Raw genomic sequence first — 25,745 nt, 5'->3', positions numbered from 1 at the left:
TATAAAAAATAATACATACTTTTGATGTAAAATGGTTAAAGTAAAAAGAAAATGAAACTCTATCAGAAATATCTCGCTGTAATACTGTTCATGCTGGTAATCTTTATAGGCTACTTCTATACACAAAACAAGCAGGAGTTTACTGACAGAGTGCATACTGTTTTACTCAATATTTTAAATAAACAGATAGAAAATGAAAAGGCACGGGCTTTTAATTTTGCCTTTGCCCTTTCGCAAAATGAAACACTCCAAAAAGCGCTTAAAAACAATGATGCAAAAAAAGCCTATGAAATTCTCCAGACACATATGAAGGCACTTGAAACATTCAGTGGTTCAAAAATCCGTATTCAAATTCTAACCAAAGATATTACTATATTTGCACGCAGCTGGGACAACAGTGATGCGGGTGTCAATGTCAGGGCCTACCGTCCTGATTTAGTTGAGATGAAAAAAACACTAAGCCCGCATCTCTCCTATGAAGCGGCAAGACGGCTTGTGCTTATCGCTTCTATTCCTATAGTAGAGAACAAAAAGTGTATCGGGTTTGTTGAGGTTATTCAACGTTTTGATTCCCTTGAAAAATATTTTGCCCAGTACGACATAGATATGATTGCACTTCTTGATAACAAGTACCAAAACCAGTCCGTACTGCTAAAAAACAATCCGCGTATTAAAAATACGATAGTAGCAAACAACGGAGCAAACATCAATCATATTCAAAATCTCCGCAGACTGGATTTGAATAAACTTGAAAGTCTGGGTTCTGTGCAGACCGAAGAGTATCTCTACATATCAAAAGTCATTCTTAACTCCAAAGCAGAGCGTATAGGCTACTTTATACTTATACTTTCACAAGAGAAACTCAAACTTTTCAGCAGTTTTGAGAATGAACTTGAAAGCTTTTTCAGCTACTCAAGAAAAGATCTTTATTCTACTATTGTCAACAAAGACAAAGCCTTTGACCTTTATACCGACTTAACAGCAAAAGAGCTTGTTTCATTAAAAAAATGCACAACACAAAAAGACAGGGCCTGTTTGGAGAAAAATTTACGTAACAAACTTAACAGATACACAAAAGAAGAGTTAATATCCCTGTTGCTGGATGCCAACTCTCAAAAAATTTCAAGAGGAAAGATAAAATGAAAATACTTTTGCTCGAAGATGAGACCATTTTAAAAGAGAGTATTGAAGAATTTCTCAGCTCAAAAGACTATACAGTAGACAGTTTTGAAAACAGCAGTGATGCTTTTGATGCCATTTTCAGCAAAGAGTATGACTTACTGCTTCTGGATGTCAATGTCCCCGGAGAATTTGACGGGTTTTCTTTAAGAAAAGAACTCGCAGATGAGGGAAAGAACATTCCTACGATTTTCATCACTTCTATGTCAAGTGCCGATGCAATGCTGCAGGGATATGCAAACGGCTGCTGCGACTACATTAAGAAGCCTTTTGATCTAATCGAGTTACAGTTGCGGGTACAGCATGCCCTAAAATCAAACTGTTTTAAAACCGACAGTGATATGCTCCAGCTTCCCTGTGACTACCAGTATGATGTTAACAACCGGAAACTTATCGGAATATCGGGAGAGATACAACTGAGCAAAACAGAAAATGACATTCTTACTCTGTTTATCAAACACAGAAACCAGATTGTCACTTTTGAAATGCTGTATGAAGAGATTTGGGAAAACAATGTTGAAGCCGCCAATGCAAGAGTACAAATTAATAACTTAAGAAGAAAGCTGCCAAAGGATGTCATTGAAAATATTTACGGCATAGGATACCGACTTGATTGTCAATGAAGAAAAATTTGTCAAAAAGTACAGTCTTATTTACACACTGATTGTCTCTTTTATACTCTTAACCCCTTTGTCATTGTATATCAATCATAAAATAAACCTACAGGAAGTGCAAACAGAAGTGGAACTCAAATCCATTCAGGCCCACATCATAAAAGCCATGGACAACTTTGGAAACCACCCTCAGGAGATCTTTGAATTTCCCAGATTTGCCTCTTTTGCCTCAGGTCTGTACAAAAAAGATTTTACGCCGGTATATACGCAAATACACGAACCCCTCCCCTCCTATATGCCAGGATACCATTCCAAAGGTTCTAACAGATACCTCATCACGAAACTCCCGGATAAAAAATACTTTTTTGCAAACTATTTGGTCACAAAAACAGAAATCTCTTTCGCTCCTGTTTTTTTTGAAGCCAGCCTCATTGCCTTTGGAATTATTACGCTCATCTTGCTGCTCTCTTTTTATTTTTTAAAAAGCTTTTCAAAACCTTTTAGAAGAGTCAATGAAAAGCTCGATGATTTTATCAAAGAATCCATGCATGAAATCAATACCCCTTTGAGCATCATCAATGTCAATGTTGACCTTTTTGATGCGCTTTACGGCAAAAACAAATACTTTAACCGCATAAAATCAGCAACACGCTCTCTTGCTACCATTTACAACGACATGGATTATCTCATAAAACAAAACAGAGTTGAATACAAAAATGAGCCCATTAACCTTTATGACTTTTTACAGGAGCGTGTCTCTTATTTTGAACTTATCTGCCAGTTAAAAGAGATAGAACTTCTCTTTACATGTAATGTAGAAAAAAAGCCCATACTTTTTTTCAGTACAACAAAACTGCAGCGAATCGTTGACAATACGCTTTCCAATGCCATAAAGTTTTCATTTGCAAAGAGTAAAATAGAGATAAAGCTTTTTCATGACAAAGAAGAAAATATATGTCTGAGTATCCAAGATTATGGGAAAGGCATCCAGAACCCGCAAAGAATTCTTGAACGCTATTACAGAGAAAATGAGTATAAAAATGGTTTTGGCATCGGTATGAGCATAGTCAAATCAATCATAGATGAGGCAGGTATTGATCTTGATATACAATCTGAACCGGGAAAAGGCAGTCTGTTTACCTACACCTTTAAAAAATCTATGTTCCAATCAGTTCCTGTTTGATTGCTCTGTAAAATTCTTTGTAGGTGGCACGATGAAAAATATACTCTTTGGTTTTAAAAAGTGTATCAAATACTATTTTCCACAAAGTAGAAAAATTTTTATCATCTCGCAGCGCACATAGTTTTTCCTGCATTTTAAGTTCCAGTTTTGCCAGTTCCCGGGCATGTTTTACATACTCTTTTATCAGTGCATAGTCAATCCCGACTTCCCTGCAGTTCTCTATCAGATTCACTATACACGCCTCTTTTTGAGTATAATCATTCTCCCCTATTGGCATCAAAACACCATCAGCAAGCAACCTTTCCAGGAGATCCTCATCAATATCAAAATGCTCTGTAAACTCTTTTTTGCTATAGTGTTCGCTGTGAATCTCAATACCGCTTAAAGTATTCATGAGCGGTGCCAGCATTGTGTAAGAACTTGAAAATGAGTTGTTTTTTTTCTCTAAAACCAGTTTCACCTGTTCGTTACTGCTGCCCATCTCCTCTTTCATATACTTGATATATTTGATGAGCTCTATATGTTCCTCACTGTATTTATGAACATTTGCCTTTACTTTTACAGGATTTGGCAAGAGTCCCTCTTTTATATAGTAAAGTATAGTTGATTTTGGAACACCTGTTTTTGCCACAAGTTCAGACATTTTATAATCCATTTTTCATCCTAATTAATAACTGATTAAGAATTATATCATATAATTCAAATTGTAAAGTGTAGCTTTACACTATTTACTTTAAATGGAGTTTACATGCCTAGACAGATACCTTGGTGGGTTGGCGGAATTGCAATGAGTTTACTTTTTTATTTTAGCTTTTCAACTTTTGGAGCAAATCGTCCTATCGGTGCTTCAACCGGAATGGCGTACCTTGCAACTGTTTTGTTTGGACTTGATGCAGACAGTTATGCTTATACAGCAGAGATAGAACAATCCGGAGCATGGGAAGGTGTCATGCTGATCGGTTTGTTCTTTGGCGGACTTTTTATGTCAATTTTTGTAACAAAGTCTTTTCATTTGAGTCTTATCCCCACACTCTGGAAAGAGAGAAAAAACAGATCAGTCAAATCCCGTATGCTTTGGAGTTTTATTGCCGGATTTCTTCTTGTGTTTGGTGCCAGACTTGCAGGCGGATGTAATGCCGGGCATATTTTGTCCGGTGGCAGTCAATTGGCACTCAGTGGTATAATCTTTGCCGTTTTTGCACTGGGAACAGGTGTGATAACAGGAAGATTTTTTTACAAAAAAAAGGTTTGCAAAAATGACAGATAGAATTGTACATATGTTTGATACAGTAGCAAAGCAAGGGCATGGTTCTGTTTGGACGGTGCTGTTCATAGGCTTTGTTTTTGGTGCCGTTATTTTATACTCAAGGCTGGATAAATTTGAAAAAATGGCTGGTTTTATGATTTTTGAAGACACCCTTGTTCCTCGTATGGCGATGACAACCGTTGCACTTTCAAGCCTGGGATTTTATATTTTGGTACAGACCGGGTATGCTTCTTATTCGGTAAAACCTGTTTTGCTTGCAGGACTTATCACAGGGGCAATACTTTTTGGTATCGGCTTGGTTATTTTAGGAAAATGTCCCTCTGCTTTCTTTGTTTCTGTATCTGAGGGCCGCATAGATGCTCTTGTCGGTGTTTTGGGAGGAATGGTCGGTGGAGCGGTTTTTACGCTTTTTTACCCTCAGATAAAAAACCTCATGGGCCCGGATTTGGGAAAACTGCAAATATTTCATTATTTTGAAGATCACGCTTTACTTGTTGTACTGATTTTTAGTACTATTTTACTTATCACTGCATATCTGCTGCCGACAATAGAATACAAAGACCCTGCAGATTTCAACGAAAATTAGATACAAAGGAAAAAATATGGCATATATACAACTACCGGAATTTGAAGAAATGAGTCCTGCAATTCAGGACAAAGCAAGACCTATTTTAGAAAAAACCGGAAAACTCGGAGAGATATTCAAACTCTTGGCGCTTGACGAAAAAGTCTACTTTGCGACAGATACAATGATACAAAAATACCTTTTGGATGAAACCACACTCTCATACGATATAAAAGAGTCTATTGCCCTGCTTATATCTTTGGAAAATGGCTGCAAAATGTGTGTAGATGTCCATAAAAGTATCGCAAAAATGTTAGGGATGAGTGAAGAAAGAATCGAAGAAGTTTTACAGGGTGTCGATGATTTGGATGCTGATGAAGCAGAAAAAGCACTTTTGAACTTCTGTATACGCGCATCCAAAAAAGACAACTACAAAGTTACAAAAAAAGAGATAGACACGTTAAAAAAGCTCGGCTGGAGTGATGTCCAAATAGTCGAAGCGGTTGCTATTACCGGTTATTTTAACTACATTAACACACTTTCAAATGTTTTTGGCTTAGAGTAAGCATATGAAAAATCTTTTTTTAATTTTTACCCTTTTTAGTCTACTTGCCAATGCCAAAGAGTATAAGGTTGTCTTTGACTGCAGTTCGGGCAATGCGTCTTATATAAAAAGTCGTATGTGGCTTGTCGGAAAAACCATAGATATGATAGAGGAACAGGGAGATACTGCAAAAGTAGCACTGACACTGCACGGTTCCTGCGTTGCAATGGTGGCAAATGACTATGACATGATAGTACCGGATGAAGATGTTCAAGATATAAAACAATCCCAGCAATACCTCAAAAAACTTGCAAAAAGAAAAAATGTCACCATCACTGCCTGTGCTATGTCTCTGGCACATAATGCCATTGAAAAAACAGATGTTATACCTTTTGTGAAAATCTCAAAAAACAGTTTTATCGATACTATCAGATACCAAAATGACGGGTATGCACTTATGAGTTTCAAATAAGAAGGTTTGGCAATGCAAAAAATTTTTATGCTGCTTTTTGTTTTGTTCTCCTCTACAGAGGCACAAGAGATCGTTACAGATACAGAGCAAAAGTTACAATGGCTCGATACAAAGGATATGCAGGAGTTTAACGGTATATGGAAACTGGCAAACAGTTACTGTGAAGCATTACATGTAGAGCAAAAAGATGACTGGCGACTGCCGACAAAAAAGGAACTGCAACACTTGGGAGAGTCAAAAAAACTCAAAACAAAATTCAGGCACCTTGATACTGCGCTGTACTGGAGTAAAGATATAGACAAAAGCAGTGACGGATTTAATGCTTATACCGTTTATACAGGAAACGGTTTCGTCTCATCAACGGATAAATGTCATACAAACAAACTGGTATGTGTCAGAAAACTACAATGATGAAAGATCAAACTCTCTGGTTTGGTCTGAGCACTCTATTGTAATAATACAGGCAGATTTACTGATTTTTTGGGCATTTTTCACATTTTCCAGAAGTATCATAGACATTTTTGTCACAGGATCAAAGGTTTGCAGTTTTTCATCTTGAACATAAAAAATGCGTCCACCCCCACAGCCGTCACCGACAATTCCCTCACAAACAAGAGGAGAACTCAAATCAAAACCATGAATCATCCAGACACTCCTCTTTTGCATCTTTTACAAACTCTTTATAATCGGAACCGTTTTTATCAAGTTTCTTATACTCATCATAGGTATATTCTTTAAAAGTGGCATCATCCAGGCATCTGCAAAGCTTCGTGGAATTTTCATCCCCCTTGCAGTGTGAAAGCATCTCTTTTTTCTGTTCGTCTTCCCAACCGATATAGGAGTTATAGTACGGATAAAGCGCCCATATTGCAAAAGCTATTGTCAGAACAATATTGATGATATATTCTCTCTTTTTTGTTTCAAAATACTTTTTTACATCATAAGAGATTAAAATCACAAAAAAAATCTCAAGCCCTATGTTAAACCAGTCACTCTCTAAAAAATCAAACAAATCCTATTTTTCCTCTCTTATCTTTTTAATTGCCTCGGCACACATGGTCAGACCGAAAGTTGCCGTAACACCCATAAAACTGCCTTTTTCTTTTATGACTGCTTCTTCGCTTGAAAAAATCACTTTGTATTTTTTGTTAAAACCGCGTTTTTTCAATTCATATCGAATTTTTGCACCGAATTTATCGCCGTAACTTTTCCAGATATCACCCACCTGAACCTTTGTCGGATCAAGTCTTTTGGCACTTCCAAAAGAGGAGATGAGTTTTTTATGGCATTTTTGCGCGATTGCGAGTTTTGCATTTCTGTCATCTATCGCATCAAGTACCAAGTCGTATGGTTCAAAATCAAACTCCTGCACCCATGCTTCGTCTATGCGTCTGTTGATTACATGTAACTCCGGATAATGCTCTTTTAAGGCCTCTACCTTTGTCTCACCTTCATGTAATTCCGACCACATTTGACGGTTTTGGTTTGATTTGTCATAGGTGTCAAAATCTACAATCGTGATATTTTTCACACCACTTCTGTATAAGCAGTCCAGACAGAAACTCCCTACTCCGCCAACACCAAGCAGTAATATTTTGGCATCTTCGAGTTTAGAAAAATCATCCTTTAACACAAGTTTTATGCGGTCATATTTTTGCATTAATCCAACCACTCCTGTAGTCTTTTCATACTTTTGTACGCACTCAGATCAAGCATAATCGGCGTCACCGATATAAATCCGTCACGTATTGCTTCATAATCGCTCACACCTTTAACCCCTGCTCTTGCTCGAAAGTTCAGAGGATGCAGTCCAAGCCAGTAGTGTTTCTCGCCTCGTGGATTACTGTGCACATCGGCTTCATTCGAATAGACTCTGTACCCTGCATAGGTTGTCTTTATCTCGGCCTCTTCAACTGCCGGAGGAATGTTGATATTTAAAAATTCTCTCTCAGGCAGAGGAAATTTGTCATTTCGTATTTTTGTCACTATCTTTTTGATTGTTTTTTGCGCCAGCGTAAAATCTCCCTTGGGATTGGTAAAATCCATCACCTGCGAAATTGCTATGGATGGAATATTATGCAGTACTCCCTCCATAGCACCTGCCGCTGTCCCGCTGTAGGTAATATCTTCACCCATGTTTGAGCCCCTGTTTATCCCACTGACTACAAGATCGGGTTTTTCTCCCTGAAAAATTGCGTTCAAAGAGAGATACACACAGTCAGTGGGTGTTCCGTCTTCAAGTTTAAAGAAATTCTCTTCAATTCCCACAAAACGCAAAGGTCTTGTCAGTGTCAAAGAGTGTCCGCAGGCAGATTTTTCATTTGCCGGAGCCACAACGGTTACTTCCACATCCGGGAGCTCGCGCAAAGCTTCCACCAGACACAGCAGTCCTCTCGCCTCATATCCATCATCGTTTGTTACTAAAATTTTATACTTGTTCTTCATAATGTAATTGTATAGAAAACATCATTTACATTTGATAATTTTTCATTATTACCGATATAGATTAAAAGTAAAAAAAAGAAGAAAAGAAAAATGAATACATCCTATGCAGCAAACAGTTATTATCGCCATGATTTAAACATTACCATGAAAACATCAAGCGGAGACGTCATAACAATGGACTTTGCAAATGAAAAATCCGCAGATTTAAACTATAAAAAAGACGCTCAGTCAAGCAGGACATCCATGAGTTTCTCTTCAATGGCCTCTTTTCAGTTTTCTATCAACACAAACGGAATTGATGCACAGGACAAAAAAGAGATAGCAGCTTTTATGAAAACAGCACAGCCTTATATAGATAAATTTATACAGGAGCTAAGCGAAGATGCTCCAAAATCACCTGTCACAAAACTTGCCAAAAAGATAGCCGCACTGTTTCAACCCAATGAAAACAACAGTGAGGCACGCAACAATACTATAAAAACAAACATTGTAGAAATGTTTGACAGGTCACTGCAAAAAGTGCAGGAACCTCTCAACATTTTCAAAGAAACACAGAAGCTTCTGGAAAAAACACTCAAAGAGTTTGATGCCTTCAATAAAGAACTTTACGCATAAAAATACAAAAACTTGACAATAGCTCAAGAGTTAGTGTAAAATTCCATTAACAAGATAGATACGCAAGGTATCTTTGAATCTTTCCTACAATTTCAACCCTAATCAATTAAGGCAGTCAACCATATGAGTGAAAACGAATCTTCTACCCAATCGCGTAACAATCATAAAAATAACAACAAAAACAATAATAAAAACAATTCCAAATCAAGAACACATACCCCGGTAAAAGGGTCAAGTGTTGAAGAACTGCGTACAAAAAGCATTCAAGAGCTTGTAGATATAGCAACAGCTCTTGGTGTTGAACAGCCAAATGAACTCAAACGTCAGGATGTTATATTTGAAATTTTAAAAGCGCAGACTGCTCAAGGCGGCTATATTCTTTTCAGCGGTATTTTGGAAATCATGCAAGACGGTTACGGTTTTATCCGTTCAATCGATCAGAGTTTTAATGAAAGTATCAATGATGCCTATGTATCAAACACACAAATCAAACGCTTTGCTCTGCGAAACGGAGATGTTGTAACGGGTCAGGTTCGTCCTCCCAAAGATCAGGAACGCTACTACGCACTTATAAAGATAGAAGCAGTCAATTCCCTTCCGCCTGAAGAGAGTAAAAAACGTCCACTTTTTGAAAACCTCACACCGCTTTATCCGACAGAACAGCTCAAACTCGAATACCGTGAAAAAGGCTTGACAGGGCGTATGATGGATCTTTTTTGTCCTATCGGAAAAGGTCAGCGCGGTTTGATTGTTGCTCCTCCTAGAAGTGGTAAAACTGAACTTTTAAAAGAGATCGCGCACGGAATCACAACCAACCATCCTGAAGTAGATCTGATGGTGCTTCTTGTGGATGAACGCCCAGAAGAGGTAACAGACATGGAAAGAAGTGTCAAAGGTGAAGTCTACAGTTCTACCTTTGATATGCCCTCAAAAAACCATGTAAAAGTTGCCGAGATGGTCATAGAAAAAGCAAAACGTAGAGTAGAGCTTGGTCGTGATGTCGTTATTTTACTTGATTCTATCACTCGTCTTGCACGTGCCTACAACACAGTTACCCCTTCAAGCGGAAAAGTGCTCTCGGGTGGTGTGGATGCAAATGCCCTCCATAAGCCAAAACGTTTCTTTGGAGCGGCGAGAAACATTGAAAACGGCGGCAGTTTGACTATTATTGCCACAGCACTTGTTGACACAGGAAGCCGTATGGATGAAGTTATCTTTGAAGAGTTCAAAGGAACCGGAAATATGGAAGTGGTTCTTGATAGAAAAATTGCAGACAGACGTATCTACCCTGCTATTGACATTCTCAAATCAGGAACGCGTAAAGATGAACTGCTCATCGGTCCAGAAGTATTGCAGAAGGTATTTATTCTTCGCCAGATGCTGCATAAACAGGATAACGAAGTCGAAGCACTTAAATTTATCTACAACACTATGGGCAAAAAATCTACCAATGAAGAGTTTCTTGAAAGTATGAACACAAACAGCTAGTTTCTCATACTAGCCGTTTATTAACACTCTTTCAAAATCACATCTATCATATCATCGGCAAGAGTAATCCCTGTTCTGTAAAAAAGCTGTTTCTCTGCCTCTTTAAATATCAAAGTAGTCGGTACTTCTTCAACAAAATAGCGCTGTGTCAAATACTCCGACTTTCCGCTGTCAATGCTCAAAACAGAAACATTCGCAAGCCTGTCACATAACTCTTCAAGCTCCATATCCATAATCTGGCATGCATCACAGTAGTAAGAACCAAACTTTAAAATAACAAATTTTTCTTTTTCAAACTCTCTTGACATAACAGCATCGAAATTATCTTCATCCACATCTATAAACGGCATAGTCTATCCTTTTAATTGATTTACTACTCTTTTAAACTCATCCCCACGCTCTGCAAAGTTTTTATATTCGTTAAAACTGGAAGCAGCAGGAGAGAACAACACGATTTTTCTTGCTATATTATAGGCTTTTTTTACACTCTCTTGCAAGTTTTTTTGCAAAAACAGATTTTTTTGTTTCGCTTTTACATGTAAAGCATCATAAATTTTCTTCCCCGTATCTGAAAAAAGTATGATGTTTGCAACATCACTTGTAAGTAAAAAATCTATCAGCACTTCATAATGCACACCTCTGTCATTCCCCCCGATTATGAGCGTATCAACATTTTTTAAAATTTTTACAGCTTCTATGGTAGCCTGAGGGATTGTTGCTATTGAGTCATTTATATAAGAAACACCCTGGACTTCTTTGACAAATTCCATCCTGTGAGGAAGTGTTTGAAAAGTGTTCAGTGTTTGCATGTATGCTTCATCACCGAGTGCCAAAATTTCTTTGAGTTTTTCTAGTATCTGCAAAGTAGATTTATGAATAAAACCGTTTTGCAGGCTGAAATTCACACTGTATTTGAGTTCATTTTCATATACATTGTATCCGCAGTTCAATTTTTTCACAAGATTATATATAAAAATATCTTTCTTGCTTTGATACCTGTATATATTGGACTTGGCTTCATAGTATTGCTGTACATCTTTGTAATAATCCAAATGTTCTTCAAACAGATTTGTTAAGATTGCGATATGAGGAGAATGCGTAGTATGTAAAAGTTGATGAGAGGAGAGTTCCATCACTATTTTTGTCTCTGCGCTGATCTCTTCGAGCATATCAAAAGCTGGAACACCGATGTTCCCACATAAAACGCTCTTTTTTCCTGCATTTTTCAACAAACTGTCTATAAGTGTCACAAGGGTACTTTTACCTTTTGTTCCTGTTACTCCAATAATCTGATGTTTAAAATGCTTGAGCAACAGTTCTGTTGTTGAGGAAAAGTTGTAAGATGTATGCTTAATCCCAAGATTATAAAGAGAAATTCCCGGTGACTTGATAACAAGTTCGATTGCATCAAGCTTTTTTAGGTAATTTTCATCACAAGTAGGATGATTTTTATCTATGATTACAAGCTCAGTACCCGGCAAAAATTTTTGTGCAAAATTATAAAAAGATTTACCCTCTACGCCAAAACCGAAAATCCCGATACTTTTATACTGTTTTAAATCAGAAACTAAGTTTTTCAACATGGCTTTTGAGCCTCTTTTTGAATTTTTGCGGCAGATTGTTTTGCCCGTCATAGTTTACATGTAAAGGGTATGCCCTCTCTTTTGGTTTGTAGTTTTTCAACAGAGACGGCAGTTCCTGCTGAGAATACGAATGATATTTTTTACTCAGAGCATAATTGACCTCATCATAAGTACCGACGCACTCAAAAGGTTTGACGGCATCACTGTGAGAAAGTCCGTCAAAAAGTTCTTGCAGAGAAACATCATCAAGCATATCTTTGCCAAATATTTTTTGCAGCGCAATATCATCTATGTAATTGCACAGCATGATATAGGTAAAGAGGCATTTTGGACATTTGCCACACCATTCATTGCATTTACTCCCGACATTACAGCTGCGAAACGTAAAAAAGTGCTCTTTTGCAAAGGTGGCAAAAAGCTGCGCGATGTGTATCTCGTCCAAAGGGCGTAAAAAACTGAAATACTCTACATCCTCCGTTATAAAACTAAAAACATACTCCCGAAAATCATTTTCAAACTCTATGGATTTTGAGTACTGATGGTTGATTTTTTGTCCGTTATAAATGATGTTTTCTTCATTGGCACTCGATTCGTTTGAAAGGACGATATACTTTGTTTTATACAGCAGACCAAGCCAGATGGAGATAAACCCGACAATGGAAGAAAAAGGGATATGCCCGTTTAAGTAGCCACGCGCATTAAAATCCAAAATCTTTTCCAGGTCAAGTTCTCTTTTTAACTCTATCGCATGTGTTGGGCGCTGCTTCAATATCTCTTGTGAAGCAACTATCGGGTTCATAGAAAACATCAAGGCATCAGGAAATTCATCTTTTAACAGCTCATAACTTACAAGAGAATCTTTTCCTCCACCAATCGGTATGATGATATTTTCCTCTGTTTGTACAGCTGTTTTATCATAAGCTTTGCCTTTACATGTAAAGCGAACGAGCTCTTCTAGTTTTACCTCGATGGCATTGAGATAAATATACTCCCCAAGCCCATTAAAATAAAGCTTTGCAAACCATTTTTTCTGCGCTTTATTTATTGTTCCGCACTCTATAACAAACTCTTGCGGCAGAGCAATTTTGTAGTAACTGATGGCTTCTGCAAGGCCGATATGAAAAACAATGTTTTGCATAGAAAAATCTGTAGAGATTTTTTCATTCTTTTTAATACTGAGACGATGAAGAAAGTCAGTGATTTTTCCTTCTTCATCAAGTTGATAGTGAAAGTGCAGAGCTATTTGATCTTCATCTTCTTGAATTTCATAACTTTTGTATATAAATTTATTTGCTTTTTTACGCAACTCTTTAAATTTTTTCATGAGAACCATTTTGATATTTTTAAAAGATTATATAATCTTTTAACTCTATATCAACTAAAAGTTCGCATTAATTAAAATACTCAAACAGTTTGTTTTTATCGACTTTTACCAAATCAAGCGCCACATTCTTTTTCAAAACAGCTTTTGTATCCTGGCTGAGTTTATCAAGCAGTTCGGCATTGTTCTCCTGTGGAAACGCTAAAAACAGAGATTTCGGTTGTGTCTGCTGTACAATCATATCTATATCTTCTGCCACCTCGGTAAGTGTTCTTTTTGCAATCGTCTCTTCAACACTGTGTTCTTCAATTGTCGCATGCCCTTTTCTGCCATTGGCATCACTTTTGAGTTCATGGAGTTTTTTTCTGCCCTCTATAAAATCCTCAGCATTTACCAATTCCAAAGAGTAGTTGATTTTCAATTCATTGTTATAAATATCTTCATGTTTTACTGTTTTATATGCTTTTAATTCCCCTAAGTCTGCCACGATTATAACTGTATTGTCTAATTTCATAATTCATCCTTGTAAAAAAATGTAAAAACATCATCAAAACACAAGATGCTTTACATTATGATATGGAAAGAATACTTTATTGCAGATAAATTTCAGACAAAAGGAGCAAATATGAAAACAAACCGTGAACTCATTCAAAGCATGCAAAATTCCGGCGTTTTAAAAACACCGCAAATCATAAAAGCTTTTGAAAAAATTGACAGAAAATATTTTGTACCTGAAGGTTTTGAAGAAGCAATTTACAGAGATGCTCCCCTGCCCATCGGCGAAGGACAGACAATTTCACAGCCTTCAACAGTTGCTTTTATGCTTGAACTGCTGCAACCGCGCCAAGGAGACTCTGTTTTGGATATAGGGTCAGGTTCCGCCTGGACTACATCACTCCTGTGCGCCATTGTAGGTGAAACCGGTCATGTTACGGGTATGGAGCGTGTTGAGAGACTTGTCAGAATTGGACAAAAAAACCTCTCGCAGTTTGGTTTTGGGCAGTGCCATATCGAAAAAGCAGGCAAAGAGTTAGGAAAACCGGGAGAACAGTTTGACAAAATACTGGTCTCTGCCAGTGCACCGGAAATTCCTTTTTCACTTTTTGAACAACTCAAACCCAACGGTGTACTTGTCATACCGGTAGGCAATTCCATCTTTAAGTTTAAAAAACTTCCAGATGGCAGAATACAGCAAGAGGAGTATGCAGGTTTTGTGTTTGTACCTTTGATTTACCAGGAACAACAGTTTCATTAAATCATCTTTTAATCCACTCTCTGCTAAAATCTGTTTACCTAACTTTGGAGTATGAATTTGAAAGAAGCGCATGAAGTTTTAGCCAGAAAATATCGTCCGTCAAACTTTGATGAACTTATCGGTCAAGAGACGATAGCACAGACTCTCTCGCTTGCACTTGATTCAAACAGACTCTCGCATGCCTATCTGTTTTCAGGGCTGCGCGGGAGCGGAAAAACTTCAACGGCCCGTATCTTTGCCAAAGCACTTATTTGTGAAGAAGGGATGAGCCATAAACCTTGTGACAAATGTTCCAACTGTGTGATGGCAAAAGAGAACCGTCACATGGACATCATAGAGATGGACGGGGCAAGCAGCCGTAAAATAGATGATATTCGTGACCTTATCGAACAGACAAAATACAAACCGGCCGTTGCCAGATATAAAATCTTCATTATTGATGAAGTGCATATGCTCACAAAAGAGGCTTTTAACGCCCTGCTTAAAACACTTGAAGAACCGCCCCAATATGTCAAGTTTGTTCTTGCAACCACTGACCCGCTCAAACTTCCTGCAACAATTCTAAGCCGAACACAGCACTTTCGATTTAAAAGTATCGCCACAAACAAGATCGTCGATCATCTTGCCCATATTTTGCAACTTGAGGGAATAGAGTATGAAACAGATGCACTTGAAATTCTCGCAAGAAGCGGGAGCGGAAGTCTTCGTGATACGCTGACATTGCTGGATCAGGCAATCATCTACTCAAAAAACCATGTTGATGTTCGTACCGTTACAGATATGCTCGGGCTGGTTGACCCCAAGTTTATCAGTAAACTTTTTGATACTGTTTTTGCAAAAGACTATGCACGGCTGGTAGAGTATACAAAAGAACTTGAAGATTATGAAAGTGAAATGGTTGTAGACGAACTCATCGCTTATCTCAAAGATAAAATGTATAATCAGGATGCTCTTTTTTCTACACTGGTACTTGACAGGTTTTTCAGAATACTGAGTGAATCAAAATATCTTTTCAGCATTAATGCCGATGGTTCTTTTGTTCTTTCTCTGATATTTTTCAAAATGATAGAAGCCCTTAAAATACGAGAAATTGATCAGATGATAGAATCCTTTGAAAAAGATGTGAAACGTCCTGAAATTATTGTATCAAAGGAAGAGAAAAAGGAAGTGCAAACCTCCTCTCCTGTAAAAATAAAAATGCACGAAACTACACCTGAGATGAACGGCAAGATCGCAAAAGAAACCTCTTTAGAAAATGCCCAGGAAATACCGCCAAATGAGCACCTTCTCACTTTTCAAACGCTCATAGAAAAAATCACAGACAGAAACTATGAACTTGGTGAGTGTTTTACAAAAAACATTCACTTTGTCTCCTACCAGGACAACACACTGACATGGGAAAGCTGTGCAGACGAAGAGTGTAAAAAAGTACTCAAGCACGGTTATGCGGTCATTAAACAACTTGTACGCGAAACATTCAGTTTTGAAACAAAAATAAAGGGAGTTGCCTGCACGCAGGAAAAAAAAGAAGCGCCACAACAAGAAGAGACACTATCCAAGCAGGTACCACAGCCTGAACTGCAAAGTGGTTCCACTGTAGGTGACATTGAAGCAGGCGGTGCTGCAAGCTGTGTCACAAACTGTGACGAGCCTTCCATACAGGATGAAACAAACGGCACCGATATAACAAAAGAGCCTATGATACAAAAAGCTATAGAGATGTTTGAAGCGAAAAAAGTAACCGTACAGTCCAAAATTTAATCACAAAACAGCGTAATTGTAAGTTTACAATTTCCCTCTAAATGCCTGGTCTAAAATGGAAGCTTTCAGCGCTTTTAAACTTTGCATTTTTTCTTTTTGAACTGCTTTTATTTTTTCTATTTTTTGTGAGATTTTGTCTAGGTAGGCTACTGTTTTTTGTTGGATGTTTAGAGGGGGAAGAATTACTTTATATTCCCTCATCGTTTTTAACGATACATTTTTAATCGTAGCACCTGTTGCATTTTCTCTAATATAATTTTGAAAATCTTTATTCTGTAAAACATAGGTAATATATATTTTATTAATATTGTCTAATAAGTTAAAATAGCAGGCACTTTTTCCAAGTATACATTTTTCATTATTATAAAGCCCTATATTTCCAAGAGTACCATTTATAGAAATAAAAATTGTTCTATTATTTAACTCTTTTTTATATCTTTTATATTCATTCTCATTAACTTTTTTAGTATTTTGATTGACTACTATTTTATTATTTTTAACATTTGCTCCATTGATAAAATAATATTCACCTGCTTCATCATATTTTGGCGTTCCATGTAAGCCATCACCTAATTTAGATACAATATCTTTCAACTCTTTCTTCTTGTATTTTTTGTCCAACTCCCCAAAAACATCATTCAAAACACTTCCCATAAAAGCATCAGCTTCATCCATATTTTTTTGATGCAGTGCTATTGCTTTATCTATCTTTTGAAAAAGAGTATCTAGTTTTGCAACTATTCTTTTTTGTTCTTGGAGTGGTGGGAGAGGAATCAATACTTTTTTTAATCTTGTAATTGCTAATTTAGGCATTGCAACAACTTTAGTAGCTAGACCAACTTGTTCCATGAATACTATTGAATTTGTAAAATTTAATAAAAATCTCTTGTCATATAATTCATTATCAAATACAATTTTCACAGCATTTTCTGTTAAGTTTGCACCATTCAGTTCACTTGGAATAATCCCTGTTTTTCCAATAGTACCAGCGATACTTATATAAATATCCTTATCTGTAATAATATAGTTTTTAATTTTTTGATATATTTCTTCTGATATATATCTAATATCACTTGTATCAACACTACCATGATTGTTAAAATCTGTAACTCTAATGTAAGGATATGGTGTCAACTCGTCAGAAAGTTTATAACCTTTTGGAACTCTTTTTCCACTTTTGATAGTTGTAAATTCATCTAAGGCTTTCCACTCCCACCCCTCAGGAAGCTCATATAACTCACTCATCTTTTCACCCTTGACAAGTCACACTTATTGTTATATACTTGTCTTCTAATTTTCTTCGGGACTACCCCTTGTTTCTCAAGGGGGCAAACAGCTATAAACACAACAAATCCTTGAACTCTTTTTTCAAATTCTCAAAGTCATATTGTTTCATTAACTATTAACCTCGTTTTCTGTATAATTGTAATCGAAATTCCCTCGTAAGCCTATATACTTAGAGATATAGCCGAGGGTACTGAACTTACTCAATATCTTTTCCCACTAAAATAGCTTCTATTTCATTCATCAAAGCATTTATTTCTTCATTATTAGTTTTTATATTTTTAACCAACTCTATCGGTGATTTATGCTCTATGGTTTCCACATTATTAGGATTTTTAGCACTTATATCATACTCTTTTATATCGTTTACATGTACTATCCAAGAGTTGTCAGTTAGCTTTCTCTCTTTCCAACATGACAAAAACTCTTTGAAGTGTTCATACTGAATAGGTTTGTTTTTTGTGAGTTTATACGGCGGGTTTACTTCGTAGTAAAATATATCTGATGTGCTTCCGTTTCTATCGAAAAAGAGTACATTTGTTTTCACACCGCTGTAGGGTAAAAATATTCCTGCCGGAAGACTAAGCACCGTATGTACATTAAATCGTTCCAAAAGCTCTTTTTTAACGGCAACAAATGCCTTGTTTGTTTGGAACAACACACCTTCAGGAATAACAACGCCACACTTTCCGCCAAGCTTTAAGTAGTTCATCATATGTTGCAAAAACAGCAACTCGGTAGCATTGGACTTTATGGGAAAATTTTGCTGAATGGAGTCGTTCTCTTTTCCGCCAAAAGGAGGATTTGCCAAAATGCAGTCAAATCTCTCTTTTTCTTCCAACCCTCTTATGTCTTTGGTAAGCGTGTTTGTTTTTGCAATGTTTGGAGACTCTATACCGTGTAAAATCATATTCATCACGCCCATCACATAAGAGAGCGGTGTTTTTTCATTTCCAAAAAAAGTATCTTCATTTAAAAACTTTAGCTGTTCGGTTGAGAGTTCTCTTTGTTCGTTTTTTGCAACATTGGTATATCTCATATGATTATAAGCTTCTATGAGAAACCCGCAAGAGCCGACTGCCGGGTCATAAACAGTTTCTCCTACTTGTGGGTTTACAACATCTGCTATCACTTTAATAAGCGGACGAGGAGTATAAAACTCCCCGCTGTTCCCGCCATCACTCCCCATATCTTTAAGCAGTTTTTCATAAATGAGTGAGAGTTGAAACAAATCAGCCTGATTATGGAAGTCCATCCCGTCTATAATGTCTAAAACCTCACGAAGTGTATGCCCGTTTGCGATGCGGTTATCCAAAAACTCAAAAATAGCACCGATTTTGTATTTTATAGATTTTGGGTCTTGGGTGATTGATTTAAACCCTTTGAGATAAGGAAACAGTTCCTTGTTTACAAATTCTAAAAGGTCTTCTCCGCTTTTAGCATTTATAAGGTCAATCTTCCCCTCTTTTTTAGGACAAGCCCAAGAGCTCCACTTAAACTTGTCATCAAGTATATAAGTATAATTCTGCCCATTTAAAAGTGCTTCATCAGCCTTAGAGTCTTCCAAATCATTTAAAAATTTTAAAAAAAGTATCCACGATATCTGTTCTGTGTACATCATAGCACCAGAGATGCCATCATCTCGGCGGAGGATGTCTGTTATACGGTTTATTTTGTTTTCCAATTTCTGCCTTTTGTTATGTGTAAATTTTATTCTTTTTTTAACATAAGTTTGAATGTATGTTAAATTTATTGACTTTTTTTAACATAGGTTTTATTATATGTATAATTATAAGCCTTTTTTTAACAGAGCAAATAGTTGTGTGTTGACAAAAAACTTACTATTTTTAATCTGTATATTTTCCAATACACCAATTTTTTCTAATTCTTTTAAATGCTTTGAAGCTGTTTGCCTACTGATTTTCAATCCATTGACCAAAAATTCTATTTTCGTATAGGGATGCATAAAAAGTATTTCGATGAGATCTTTTGAATACAATTTTGGTAACTGCTCTTTTACAATTATTTGTATTTGTTGCATTAGCGAATTAATATTTTCGATGAGCTCTATCGTTTCATAAGAGGTTTCTTCTATGCCATCTAGCATATAAAGTATCCACTCTTCCCAATTTTCTTTCGTTCTTATTTCTTGAAGTAGTCTATAATAATCTGCTTTATTTTTTGTAATATAACGACTCAAATACAAAATAGGCAATTCAAGCAAATCTTTTAATACAAGATACAAAATATTTATAATCCTACCAGTACGACCATTTCCATCATAAAAAGGGTGAATAGATTCAAACTGATAATGAATTATAGCCATATTTATAAGTGGATCTATCTCATTTTCTTCATTGATGTAATGCTCTAGATTATCTAAAAGTTCTTGAATGGTTTCATAATCCTGTGGAGGAGTAAACACCACTTCACCTGTTACAGCATTTTTTAAAACGGTGCCGCTTTGCCGTCTTACTCCTGCATCATTTTGCTCCAACTCTTTTTGTATCTCTATAATATACTTTTTAAGAAGTAGGTGGTTATCTTTTACAAGTTCATACCCTTTCAAAAGTGCTTGACGATAGTTTTGCACCTCTTTTGCCTCGTTTGTAATATCAGATATATCAAGCCCTGCCCGAAAAAGCTCATCGTGTGTAGTGATAATATTCTCAATCGCAGAACTATCTTTTGCTTCTTGTAAAACCAAAGAATTTATCAAAATAGCACTGTTTGGAATTATTTTCGCAACTCCATTGAGTTTTGCCAAAGCACGACTGGCGGAGATTGCTTTTTTTAGGGTTGTTTGGGTTTCTGGGTTGGTTTTTAGGGGGAGTTTAATCATAACTAATTCTCTAAACTCTTATTTATTTTCTCTACAGCATCTTTCATATCTTGTTCAAAAATTTTATATGTATCTTCTATCTCTTTTATTGTAGTAGCATTGTCATATCTGTTTTCATAAACCCATTCTATTATTTTATCAGTAACTCTATATTCTAATTTATCATTATCTTTTATAAAATATGGAGACAACATGGAAGGAGCAAGTAAACTATATGCATGAACATAAACTTCAAATAACCAAGGTTTCCGAGCATCATCTTTCAATCTTAATTTTTCATATTTACGATTACACGGGATTTTTACTCTTTTCCCATAATAGTGATTTAATTTTTCCAAAAGATTAGAAATCTCTTTTTTCTTAATTGGATTTAGATTTGCCTTTTTAAAAAAACTCTTTTGATTTTTTTCAATATCAATTTTTACAGACTTAAAAAATCTAAAAAGTATTTTTTTAATAAAATCAGTAACATTATTACTATGTCCATAAACTATGACTTTAAATACATTATTTTTTAAAGTATATTGATCAGCAAAATTGCTGTTATCTATCGTTGTTGGAACTTCAATAAATCTAATTTTATCTACTTTATCAAATAAATCTCCTAAAGAAATTTCAGTATTATTCTCACACTTTAACTTATAATTTTTCCACTCATCAAAAAAAAGTCCATCTTTTTTAAGCTCTTCAAAATAATAATAATTTAGAAAAAAACTTGCTAAAATCTTTGTTTTTTTATCTATAAATATTTTATCATACTCTTTTATCAAGTATTCATAGATACTTGTATGTATCTTTTTATTTAATTTTTTTAAATATTTTTTTCTTATCTCGTTTCTGTCAATTGTAAGTACTTCAGAGGCATCATCTTTTAAAATATTTATAGTAAAACCTATAAATTTCATACTATTTAAATGGTCTTTTTCAATATATTGATTTTTATAAAACATTTCATTTCTATATGTTGAAAAATAATCACTGTAATTACAACTTAATTCTAAAGAGTTTTTTTGCGAAAAATAATTAAAATTATTTATAATGTCTTTTTCGTTATTTATGATATTCTCATTATTAAATTTTAATCCCAATGGTATATTATTTTTTGTTGCAAACACCTCAATACTATCAATTAAAGAGGCTATCTCTACATTAAAAGAGTCATCGACTATGGGATCAAATGATGCAATAACCTTTTGACTTAAACTTTCATTTCTGCCTAAAGAATAGCTATTTGGTATTTTTTTTGTTTGATGTAAAAAAGTTATTTTTGTTCCAATTTTCTGCTTATGTGTACTATCTTTTTTTTCAACTAAAATAGCTCCATCCTTTTTTGAACTAGGGCTATTTAACTCTACTATTTGATATTGCTCATCAAAAAAACTTTTGGTTTCTAAAACAACTTGTTCCGTCAACATAAAAATACTTTGAAAGCCTATACCAAAAGTTCCAGATGGTTTCATCCACTCTGGCATATCTTCAATAATATTTCTCTTTTTTCTATTTTTAGAAGAACTACCTGTAGTCATTAAAAACTTTAAATCATCGGTTGATATTCCAATACCACTATCTTCTATCTCAATTTTCCATATAACTCTATTTTTAGTTACCTTTTCTTCACAAATATTTATAGTAATTGAATAATAGGATAATAATTTTAAAAAATCTTGACTCTTTGGTGTACTAAAATTTTTCTCTTCTCCATGCTCCAACCATATTTTTATCAATGTTGCATCTACAGAATTTTGTAAAATTTCTCTTATACTTTGATAAGCATTTTCATAAATACCTGCACCTTGTAATAAATCTAAAGCTTTTTGTGTATCAATTTTAAATTGAGGTTTGTTTTTACCATCAATAAAATCATATTTTTTTAACTCTACTCGCAAATTTCCAATTGTAGGCAAATACCCAAACTCTTTCGATGGCACAATCTCATTCCATTTAATCATTTGATTGCTAATTTCATCATTTAAATAATTAAACCAATGTTGAGTAATATTTGCTACTTCATAATCTTTACAACGAGCAATTATCTCAATAATTTTTCTATCTACACGAAACGATTCAATAGATAAATGCTTATCTTTATGTTGTAATGTATCTAATGGTATTTTATGTAATGTTCTTAACATAACATCTGAAAATCTATTATTGTCCAAGTCAAGTAAATCACCTATACGTAACATACAAGCAATAAAGCGTGGGTGAGCATCTTCTGTATCTATTCCAACTTCTGAAAATGACAATTTCATTACATCATTAAAACTTTGAGTATGACTATCACATATCATTCCTAAAATTTTAAAGATTCGTTTAGGAATTAATTTTTCACTGTTTTCTAAATCAAATTCTTGATTATTATTTTCTATAATTTTTTTAGAGCGTTTCGAATGTTTACTTCTGTAATATTCTGCTAATAAAAACTTAATACCATCATGCAATTTTAAATCTAATTGTTGCTTTTTATATTGAATTTTTCTATTTTTGATTTTAAATTGAGATGCGAACTCATATAAACTATGTTTTTTATCACTTAATATATCTCTAAAAAAATTTATAAAATTTTTAGATTTTAATGTATTTTTAATATCTTCTGCGGTTATTGCCATTCCTATATCATGTTTATAACTTGCTTCTAAAATTAACCATAAATCAATTGCTGATAATTTTTCAATATTTTCTTTTCCTATAACCCTAACAATATTGTTGATAATAGTAATAGAATGTGTTTCATCATGTAAACTATAATGAGGAAAAATAGTAGAAATTGTTTGCAATATGTCTGGAATTATTTTTTTATCATAACTCCATTGTGTATGTAAAATTTGACTTTGTGTGTCTTTAGTTTTTTCGTATAATAAGTTTTCTATATATTTTAACATTCTAATAGTCCTTTCACCTATAAATCTCCCTCTGTAACTCAAAATACTCATCCCTCATCTCAGTTATCCCACCAAAGTTATTTGCAACTTCTCTCACACTTCCAAGCCCACTCAAATCAACCAGCTTCCCAAGTTTGTCTTCATCAAGCTCTTTGACTCCGTCTTTTTTGTATCTCTCAAGTATAAATTCTATGAACTCTTTTGCTTTTTCATTGTGATGTTTTTCTATAAACTCTGAATGTTCTACGGCAAAAACTCTTTCACTTCTTGTTTTGATGTCTAGGTTAAAAGATATATGGGTGAGTATGTCATATATGTCACTATTTTGGGCATCAAAGATTATTTTGAGGTCATTTAACTGTGCTTCATCTATATTCATCTCTTTTAGTTTGTTTAGTAGGTCTTTTCTGTTTTTTGGGTTACTCCAAATACCACGGAGTCCATCTTCATTATTGTAAAACTTTCCAAGTACACCTATGAGGAGTTCTAAATAATCCTCTGTTTTTAAAGGGATGCCATCCATGCCGACATAAGTTGTTTCAATGTTGATGACTTTGAGTTTTTTACCCTTTATGTCTATGGTTACCTTTTCATTTTTTGGTACTTTCCCTTCAGGTGGTTCAGTTAATGAAGTATCATCATTTTCACCTTTTTTCTTATCTTTTGGTGTTTTTGGAGGTCTTTCTTCTGACACATTTTCACCATCCCATGCAGGGTCATAAAAAAGATTCGTCGCTCCGACAAAGTCCATAATGGTAAAAAAATCTTTGCCCTCGAAAACTCTCGTTCCACGACCTATTATCTGTTTAAATTCTGTCATAGATTTTATGGGTGCTGTCAGGACTACATTTCTGACATTTTTGGCATCCACACCCGTTGTAAGCATTTTTGAGCTTGTGAGTATTGTAGGTATATCTCTGTCGTTGTTTTGAAACATCTCCAAAAAATCACGACCAATGTCGCCCTCATCTGAGCTAACTCTTACGCAGTAGTTATTGTCTTTAATGGTTTTGAACTTGTCTATCGCTATTTTCATATCAAGTGCATGTTTTTGGTTGACACAAAAAATGATAGATTTATCCATAGGGTTCATGTTTTGCAGAATGGTTTTTGCGATGAGCTCTGTGCGTTTTGGAATGACCACCTGTTTTTCAAACTGCTCTAATTCTACTATCTGCTTCTCTAACTCACCGGTTATGATGTCGTTAGGGTCAAACCTGTACTCGTCTATGTTGGTTTGAATTCGCTTTACTTTGTAGGGCGTTAAAAAACCATCGTTAATGCCATCTTTGAGAGAATATTCATAGATAGGTTCTCCAAAGTATTTGTAAGTGTCTCCGTTATCATCTCTTTTTGGTGTAGCCGTTAAACCTAAGTGAACGGCACTGCCAAAGTGATTTAATATATCTCTCCACGAACTCTCATCATTTGCACTGCCGCGATGACACTCATCAATGATGATTAAATCAAAAAAATTAGTTGGATATTGTTTATAGTATGCTGTTACATCATCTTCTTGCTCTTCCTCGGTTATATCGACAACTCTGTTTTTATTTTCTGCAATAGATTGATAAATAGCAAAAAATATATTTCCTGCCGTTGGAACTCTGCCGCCTCTCTTTTTAATAACTTTTCCGTTAATCTCAACACAGTCTTTTTCAAGTGGGTTAAAAGTGTTCATAGACTGGTCTTTGAGTACATTTCTATCTGCTAGAAAAAGTATTTTAGGTCTTCTGTCACTATTATCTCTGTTCCATTTTGATTGAAAAAGTCTGTATGCTATTTGAAAAGCTATGTAGGTTTTACCGGTTCCCGTCGCTAGAGTCAGTAAAATTCTTCTCTTTTCATCGGCTACTGCTTCTACGGTTTTTTGAACAGCTATTTGTTGATAAAAACGAGGTTTCATCGTTCCTTCTATGTAAAAAGGGTGCGTGATTATATCTTTTGCTTTTGGAGATTGTTTGCCATATTTTCGTTCAAAGAGTTCATCCGGAGTCGGATAGTTTTCAATAAACTGACCTTTTCCCTCTAAAAGAGAGTGTTCATAAATTTTATGCCCGTTTGTTGCATATACAAAATCTATTTTCAAACGCTGGGCATAGTTGATGGACTGTTGCAGTCCATCAAGTGGGTCTTTTGATTCGGCTTTTGCTTCGATGATAGCAAGGTTTGTATTTTTGTATGTCAACAGGTAATCGACAAAGTATCTTTTACCACGTTTACCACCGATAAGCTTTCGCCCGTCAGTAAAATAATATTCTCTTACTATGTTAGATTCTAACCAACCACTCTCCTTTATAGAGGGGTCGATTAGTTTTGAGCGAGTATCTGATTCTGAATATGCCATTAAACCCTACTAAAATATTTTCATCTATTTTAGCAAAAATTAACCACTATACAGATGAAAGTTTAATGATGCTCTCTTTACAAACTAAAAATCAAGCA

Annotated in this window: 26 protein-coding genes; 12 read left to right on the top strand and 14 right to left on the bottom strand. The window is 35.2% G+C overall.

Going from position 1 to position 25,745, the window contains the following annotated elements; genetic code table 11:
* The first annotated feature begins 51 nt into the window (after positions 1-51).
* Genes LCX93_RS03230 through LCX93_RS03220 form a run of 3 tightly spaced genes read left to right on the top strand, consistent with a single transcriptional unit; the run spans position 52 to position 2,976 of the window.
* Complete coding sequence (locus LCX93_RS03230; RefSeq protein ID WP_226068456.1) at positions 52-1,143, top strand: cache domain-containing protein; 1,092 nt, start codon at positions 52-54, stop codon at positions 1,141-1,143.
* The gene (locus tag LCX93_RS03225; RefSeq protein ID WP_226068454.1) at positions 1,140-1,802 is read left to right on the top strand and encodes a response regulator transcription factor; all 663 of its coding nucleotides are present in this window, start codon (positions 1,140-1,142) and stop codon (positions 1,800-1,802) included. Before LCX93_RS03230 ends, LCX93_RS03225 begins: the two co-directional genes overlap by 4 nt.
* Complete coding sequence (locus tag LCX93_RS03220) at positions 1,789-2,976, top strand: sensor histidine kinase (RefSeq protein WP_226068452.1); 1,188 nt, start codon at positions 1,789-1,791, stop codon at positions 2,974-2,976. Before LCX93_RS03225 ends, LCX93_RS03220 begins: the two co-directional genes overlap by 14 nt.
* Here LCX93_RS03220 and LCX93_RS03215 read toward each other — a convergent pair.
* Positions 2,951-3,631, bottom strand: coding sequence for a MerR family transcriptional regulator (locus LCX93_RS03215; protein WP_193151361.1), 681 nt, complete (start codon positions 3,629-3,631; stop codon positions 2,951-2,953). The two genes, LCX93_RS03220 and LCX93_RS03215, sit on opposite strands and share 26 nt — an antisense overlap.
* A 93-nt stretch (positions 3,632-3,724) precedes the next feature.
* Here LCX93_RS03215 and LCX93_RS03210 point away from each other — a divergent pair, with 93 nt between their 5' ends.
* Genes LCX93_RS03210 through LCX93_RS03190 form a run of 5 tightly spaced genes read left to right on the top strand, consistent with a single transcriptional unit; the run spans position 3,725 to position 6,235 of the window.
* Positions 3,725-4,243: a YeeE/YedE thiosulfate transporter family protein gene (locus tag LCX93_RS03210; RefSeq protein WP_226068450.1), complete on the top strand. Its 519-nt coding sequence runs from the start codon at positions 3,725-3,727 to the stop codon at positions 4,241-4,243.
* On the top strand, positions 4,233-4,829 hold the full coding sequence (locus LCX93_RS03205; protein WP_226068448.1) for a YeeE/YedE thiosulfate transporter family protein: 597 nt from the start codon (positions 4,233-4,235) through the stop codon (positions 4,827-4,829). Before LCX93_RS03210 ends, LCX93_RS03205 begins: the two co-directional genes overlap by 11 nt.
* 16 nt (positions 4,830-4,845) lie before the next feature.
* On the top strand, positions 4,846-5,373 hold the full coding sequence (locus LCX93_RS03200; RefSeq protein WP_226068446.1) for a carboxymuconolactone decarboxylase family protein: 528 nt from the start codon (positions 4,846-4,848) through the stop codon (positions 5,371-5,373).
* Positions 5,374-5,377: 4 nt separating this feature from the next.
* A complete protein-coding gene (locus LCX93_RS03195) occupies positions 5,378-5,824 on the top strand; it encodes a DsrE family protein (protein WP_226068445.1) in 447 nt (148 codons plus the stop codon).
* 12 nt (positions 5,825-5,836) lie between these two features.
* The gene (locus tag LCX93_RS03190) at positions 5,837-6,235 is read left to right on the top strand and encodes an Lcl C-terminal domain-containing protein (protein WP_226068443.1); all 399 of its coding nucleotides are present in this window, start codon (positions 5,837-5,839) and stop codon (positions 6,233-6,235) included.
* Here the strand turns inward: LCX93_RS03190 and LCX93_RS03185 are convergent.
* Genes LCX93_RS03185 through surE form a run of 4 tightly spaced genes read right to left on the bottom strand, consistent with a single transcriptional unit; the run spans position 6,227 to position 8,269 of the window.
* Positions 6,227-6,469: a thiamine biosynthesis protein ThiF gene (locus LCX93_RS03185; RefSeq protein WP_226068442.1), complete on the bottom strand. Its 243-nt coding sequence runs from the start codon at positions 6,467-6,469 to the stop codon at positions 6,227-6,229. The two genes, LCX93_RS03190 and LCX93_RS03185, sit on opposite strands and share 9 nt — an antisense overlap.
* Positions 6,453-6,836 carry a hypothetical protein gene (locus LCX93_RS03180; RefSeq protein WP_226068440.1) on the bottom strand — a complete coding sequence of 128 codons (384 nt, stop codon included), beginning with the start codon at positions 6,834-6,836 and terminating at the stop codon, positions 6,453-6,455. Before LCX93_RS03180 ends, LCX93_RS03185 begins: the two co-directional genes overlap by 17 nt.
* A gap of 3 nt (positions 6,837-6,839) precedes the next feature.
* Complete coding sequence (locus tag LCX93_RS03175; RefSeq protein ID WP_226068438.1) at positions 6,840-7,484, bottom strand: tRNA threonylcarbamoyladenosine dehydratase; 645 nt, start codon at positions 7,482-7,484, stop codon at positions 6,840-6,842.
* Complete coding sequence (surE, locus tag LCX93_RS03170; protein WP_226068429.1) at positions 7,484-8,269, bottom strand: 5'/3'-nucleotidase SurE; 786 nt, start codon at positions 8,267-8,269, stop codon at positions 7,484-7,486. Before surE ends, LCX93_RS03175 begins: the two co-directional genes overlap by 1 nt.
* A gap of 90 nt (positions 8,270-8,359) precedes the next feature.
* Here surE and LCX93_RS03165 point away from each other — a divergent pair, with 90 nt between their 5' ends.
* Positions 8,360-8,884, top strand: coding sequence for a hypothetical protein (locus LCX93_RS03165; RefSeq protein ID WP_226068428.1), 525 nt, complete (start codon positions 8,360-8,362; stop codon positions 8,882-8,884).
* Between the two features lie 123 nt (positions 8,885-9,007).
* Positions 9,008-10,372 carry a transcription termination factor Rho gene (gene rho / locus LCX93_RS03160; protein WP_226068426.1) on the top strand — a complete coding sequence of 455 codons (1,365 nt, stop codon included), beginning with the start codon at positions 9,008-9,010 and terminating at the stop codon, positions 10,370-10,372.
* Positions 10,373-10,392: 20 nt separating this feature from the next.
* On the opposite strand, the gene LCX93_RS03155 is transcribed toward rho, so the two are convergent.
* The 4 genes from LCX93_RS03155 to LCX93_RS03140 all read right to left on the bottom strand — a co-directional run bounded on the left by LCX93_RS03155 (position 10,393) and on the right by LCX93_RS03140 (position 13,790).
* Positions 10,393-10,722: a thioredoxin family protein gene (locus LCX93_RS03155; RefSeq protein ID WP_226068425.1), complete on the bottom strand. Its 330-nt coding sequence runs from the start codon at positions 10,720-10,722 to the stop codon at positions 10,393-10,395.
* Between the two features lie 3 nt (positions 10,723-10,725).
* Positions 10,726-11,955, bottom strand: a complete 1,230-nt coding sequence (locus tag LCX93_RS03150) for a Mur ligase family protein (protein ID WP_226068424.1) — start codon at positions 11,953-11,955, stop codon at positions 10,726-10,728.
* A complete protein-coding gene (locus LCX93_RS03145) occupies positions 11,933-13,279 on the bottom strand; it encodes a MurL-like N-terminal domain-containing (RefSeq protein WP_226068423.1) in 1,347 nt (448 codons plus the stop codon). Before LCX93_RS03145 ends, LCX93_RS03150 begins: the two co-directional genes overlap by 23 nt.
* Positions 13,280-13,346: 67 nt before the next feature.
* On the bottom strand, positions 13,347-13,790 hold the full coding sequence (locus LCX93_RS03140; RefSeq protein WP_226068421.1) for a host attachment protein: 444 nt from the start codon (positions 13,788-13,790) through the stop codon (positions 13,347-13,349).
* Between the two features lie 111 nt (positions 13,791-13,901).
* On the opposite strand from LCX93_RS03140, the gene pcm reads away from it, so the two are divergent.
* Both pcm and LCX93_RS03130 read left to right on the top strand, forming a co-directional pair.
* Positions 13,902-14,531: a protein-L-isoaspartate O-methyltransferase gene (gene pcm / locus LCX93_RS03135; RefSeq protein ID WP_226068412.1), complete on the top strand. Its 630-nt coding sequence runs from the start codon at positions 13,902-13,904 to the stop codon at positions 14,529-14,531.
* 51 nt (positions 14,532-14,582) lie between these two features.
* Positions 14,583-16,292, top strand: coding sequence for a DNA polymerase III subunit gamma/tau (locus tag LCX93_RS03130; protein WP_226068410.1), 1,710 nt, complete (start codon positions 14,583-14,585; stop codon positions 16,290-16,292).
* Positions 16,293-16,316: 24 nt separating this feature from the next.
* Here LCX93_RS03130 and LCX93_RS03125 read toward each other — a convergent pair whose 3' ends face one another.
* The 5 genes from LCX93_RS03125 to hsdR form a co-directional block, all read right to left on the bottom strand.
* Positions 16,317-17,537: a restriction endonuclease subunit S gene (locus LCX93_RS03125; RefSeq protein WP_226068408.1), complete on the bottom strand. Its 1,221-nt coding sequence runs from the start codon at positions 17,535-17,537 to the stop codon at positions 16,317-16,319.
* A gap of 238 nt (positions 17,538-17,775) precedes the next feature.
* Complete coding sequence (locus LCX93_RS03120; protein ID WP_226068406.1) at positions 17,776-19,260, bottom strand: class I SAM-dependent DNA methyltransferase; 1,485 nt, start codon at positions 19,258-19,260, stop codon at positions 17,776-17,778.
* Between the two features lie 105 nt (positions 19,261-19,365).
* Positions 19,366-20,418 carry a Fic family protein gene (locus LCX93_RS03115; RefSeq protein WP_226068404.1) on the bottom strand — a complete coding sequence of 351 codons (1,053 nt, stop codon included), beginning with the start codon at positions 20,416-20,418 and terminating at the stop codon, positions 19,366-19,368.
* A 2-nt stretch (positions 20,419-20,420) separates the two neighbouring features.
* Positions 20,421-23,300 carry an HD domain-containing protein gene (locus LCX93_RS03110; protein WP_226068402.1) on the bottom strand — a complete coding sequence of 960 codons (2,880 nt, stop codon included), beginning with the start codon at positions 23,298-23,300 and terminating at the stop codon, positions 20,421-20,423.
* Between the two features lie 13 nt (positions 23,301-23,313).
* Entirely contained in the window at positions 23,314-25,647 is a 2,334-nt protein-coding gene (hsdR, locus tag LCX93_RS03105) for an EcoAI/FtnUII family type I restriction enzme subunit R (RefSeq protein WP_226068392.1), read from the bottom strand.
* Positions 25,648-25,745 lie beyond the last annotated feature (98 nt).

Source organism: Sulfurimonas sp. SWIR-19, assembly GCF_020410885.1.
Classification (GTDB): domain Bacteria; phylum Campylobacterota; class Campylobacteria; order Campylobacterales; family Sulfurimonadaceae; genus Sulfurimonas; species Sulfurimonas sediminis.
This window is presented reverse-complemented; position numbering and strand designations above follow the sequence as displayed.

Excerpts from the sequence above, each read along its gene's own strand:
- LCX93_RS03210 (WP_226068450.1), top strand. The coding sequence starts at position 3,725 with ATGCCTAGACAGATACCTTGGTGGGTTGGCGGAATTGCAATGAGTTTA.
- LCX93_RS03195 (WP_226068445.1), top strand. The coding sequence starts at position 5,378 with ATGAAAAATCTTTTTTTAATTTTTACCCTTTTTAGTCTACTTGCCAAT.
- LCX93_RS03230 (WP_226068456.1), top strand. The coding sequence starts at position 52 with ATGAAACTCTATCAGAAATATCTCGCTGTAATACTGTTCATGCTGGTA.
- LCX93_RS03155 (WP_226068425.1), bottom strand. The coding sequence starts at position 10,722 with ATGCCGTTTATAGATGTGGATGAAGATAATTTCGATGCTGTTATGTCA.
- surE (WP_226068429.1), bottom strand. The coding sequence starts at position 8,269 with ATGAAGAACAAGTATAAAATTTTAGTAACAAACGATGATGGATATGAG.
- LCX93_RS03190 (WP_226068443.1), top strand. The coding sequence starts at position 5,837 with ATGCAAAAAATTTTTATGCTGCTTTTTGTTTTGTTCTCCTCTACAGAG.
- LCX93_RS03185 (WP_226068442.1), bottom strand. The coding sequence starts at position 6,469 with ATGATTCATGGTTTTGATTTGAGTTCTCCTCTTGTTTGTGAGGGAATT.
- LCX93_RS03200 (WP_226068446.1), top strand. The coding sequence starts at position 4,846 with ATGGCATATATACAACTACCGGAATTTGAAGAAATGAGTCCTGCAATT.
- LCX93_RS03140 (WP_226068421.1), bottom strand. The coding sequence starts at position 13,790 with ATGAAATTAGACAATACAGTTATAATCGTGGCAGACTTAGGGGAATTA.
- hsdR (WP_226068392.1), bottom strand. The coding sequence starts at position 25,647 with ATGGCATATTCAGAATCAGATACTCGCTCAAAACTAATCGACCCCTCT.
- LCX93_RS03130 (WP_226068410.1), top strand. The coding sequence starts at position 14,583 with ATGAATTTGAAAGAAGCGCATGAAGTTTTAGCCAGAAAATATCGTCCG.
- LCX93_RS03175 (WP_226068438.1), bottom strand. The coding sequence starts at position 7,484 with ATGCAAAAATATGACCGCATAAAACTTGTGTTAAAGGATGATTTTTCT.
- LCX93_RS03125 (WP_226068408.1), bottom strand. The coding sequence starts at position 17,537 with ATGAGTGAGTTATATGAGCTTCCTGAGGGGTGGGAGTGGAAAGCCTTA.
- LCX93_RS03110 (WP_226068402.1), bottom strand. The coding sequence starts at position 23,300 with ATGTTAAAATATATAGAAAACTTATTATACGAAAAAACTAAAGACACA.
- LCX93_RS03145 (WP_226068423.1), bottom strand. The coding sequence starts at position 13,279 with ATGAAAAAATTTAAAGAGTTGCGTAAAAAAGCAAATAAATTTATATAC.
- LCX93_RS03150 (WP_226068424.1), bottom strand. The coding sequence starts at position 11,955 with ATGTTGAAAAACTTAGTTTCTGATTTAAAACAGTATAAAAGTATCGGG.
- LCX93_RS03165 (WP_226068428.1), top strand. The coding sequence starts at position 8,360 with ATGAATACATCCTATGCAGCAAACAGTTATTATCGCCATGATTTAAAC.
- pcm (WP_226068412.1), top strand. The coding sequence starts at position 13,902 with ATGAAAACAAACCGTGAACTCATTCAAAGCATGCAAAATTCCGGCGTT.
- LCX93_RS03215 (WP_193151361.1), bottom strand. The coding sequence starts at position 3,631 with ATGGATTATAAAATGTCTGAACTTGTGGCAAAAACAGGTGTTCCAAAA.
- rho (WP_226068426.1), top strand. The coding sequence starts at position 9,008 with ATGAGTGAAAACGAATCTTCTACCCAATCGCGTAACAATCATAAAAAT.
- LCX93_RS03115 (WP_226068404.1), bottom strand. The coding sequence starts at position 20,418 with ATGATTAAACTCCCCCTAAAAACCAACCCAGAAACCCAAACAACCCTA.
- LCX93_RS03205 (WP_226068448.1), top strand. The coding sequence starts at position 4,233 with ATGACAGATAGAATTGTACATATGTTTGATACAGTAGCAAAGCAAGGG.
- LCX93_RS03225 (WP_226068454.1), top strand. The coding sequence starts at position 1,140 with ATGAAAATACTTTTGCTCGAAGATGAGACCATTTTAAAAGAGAGTATT.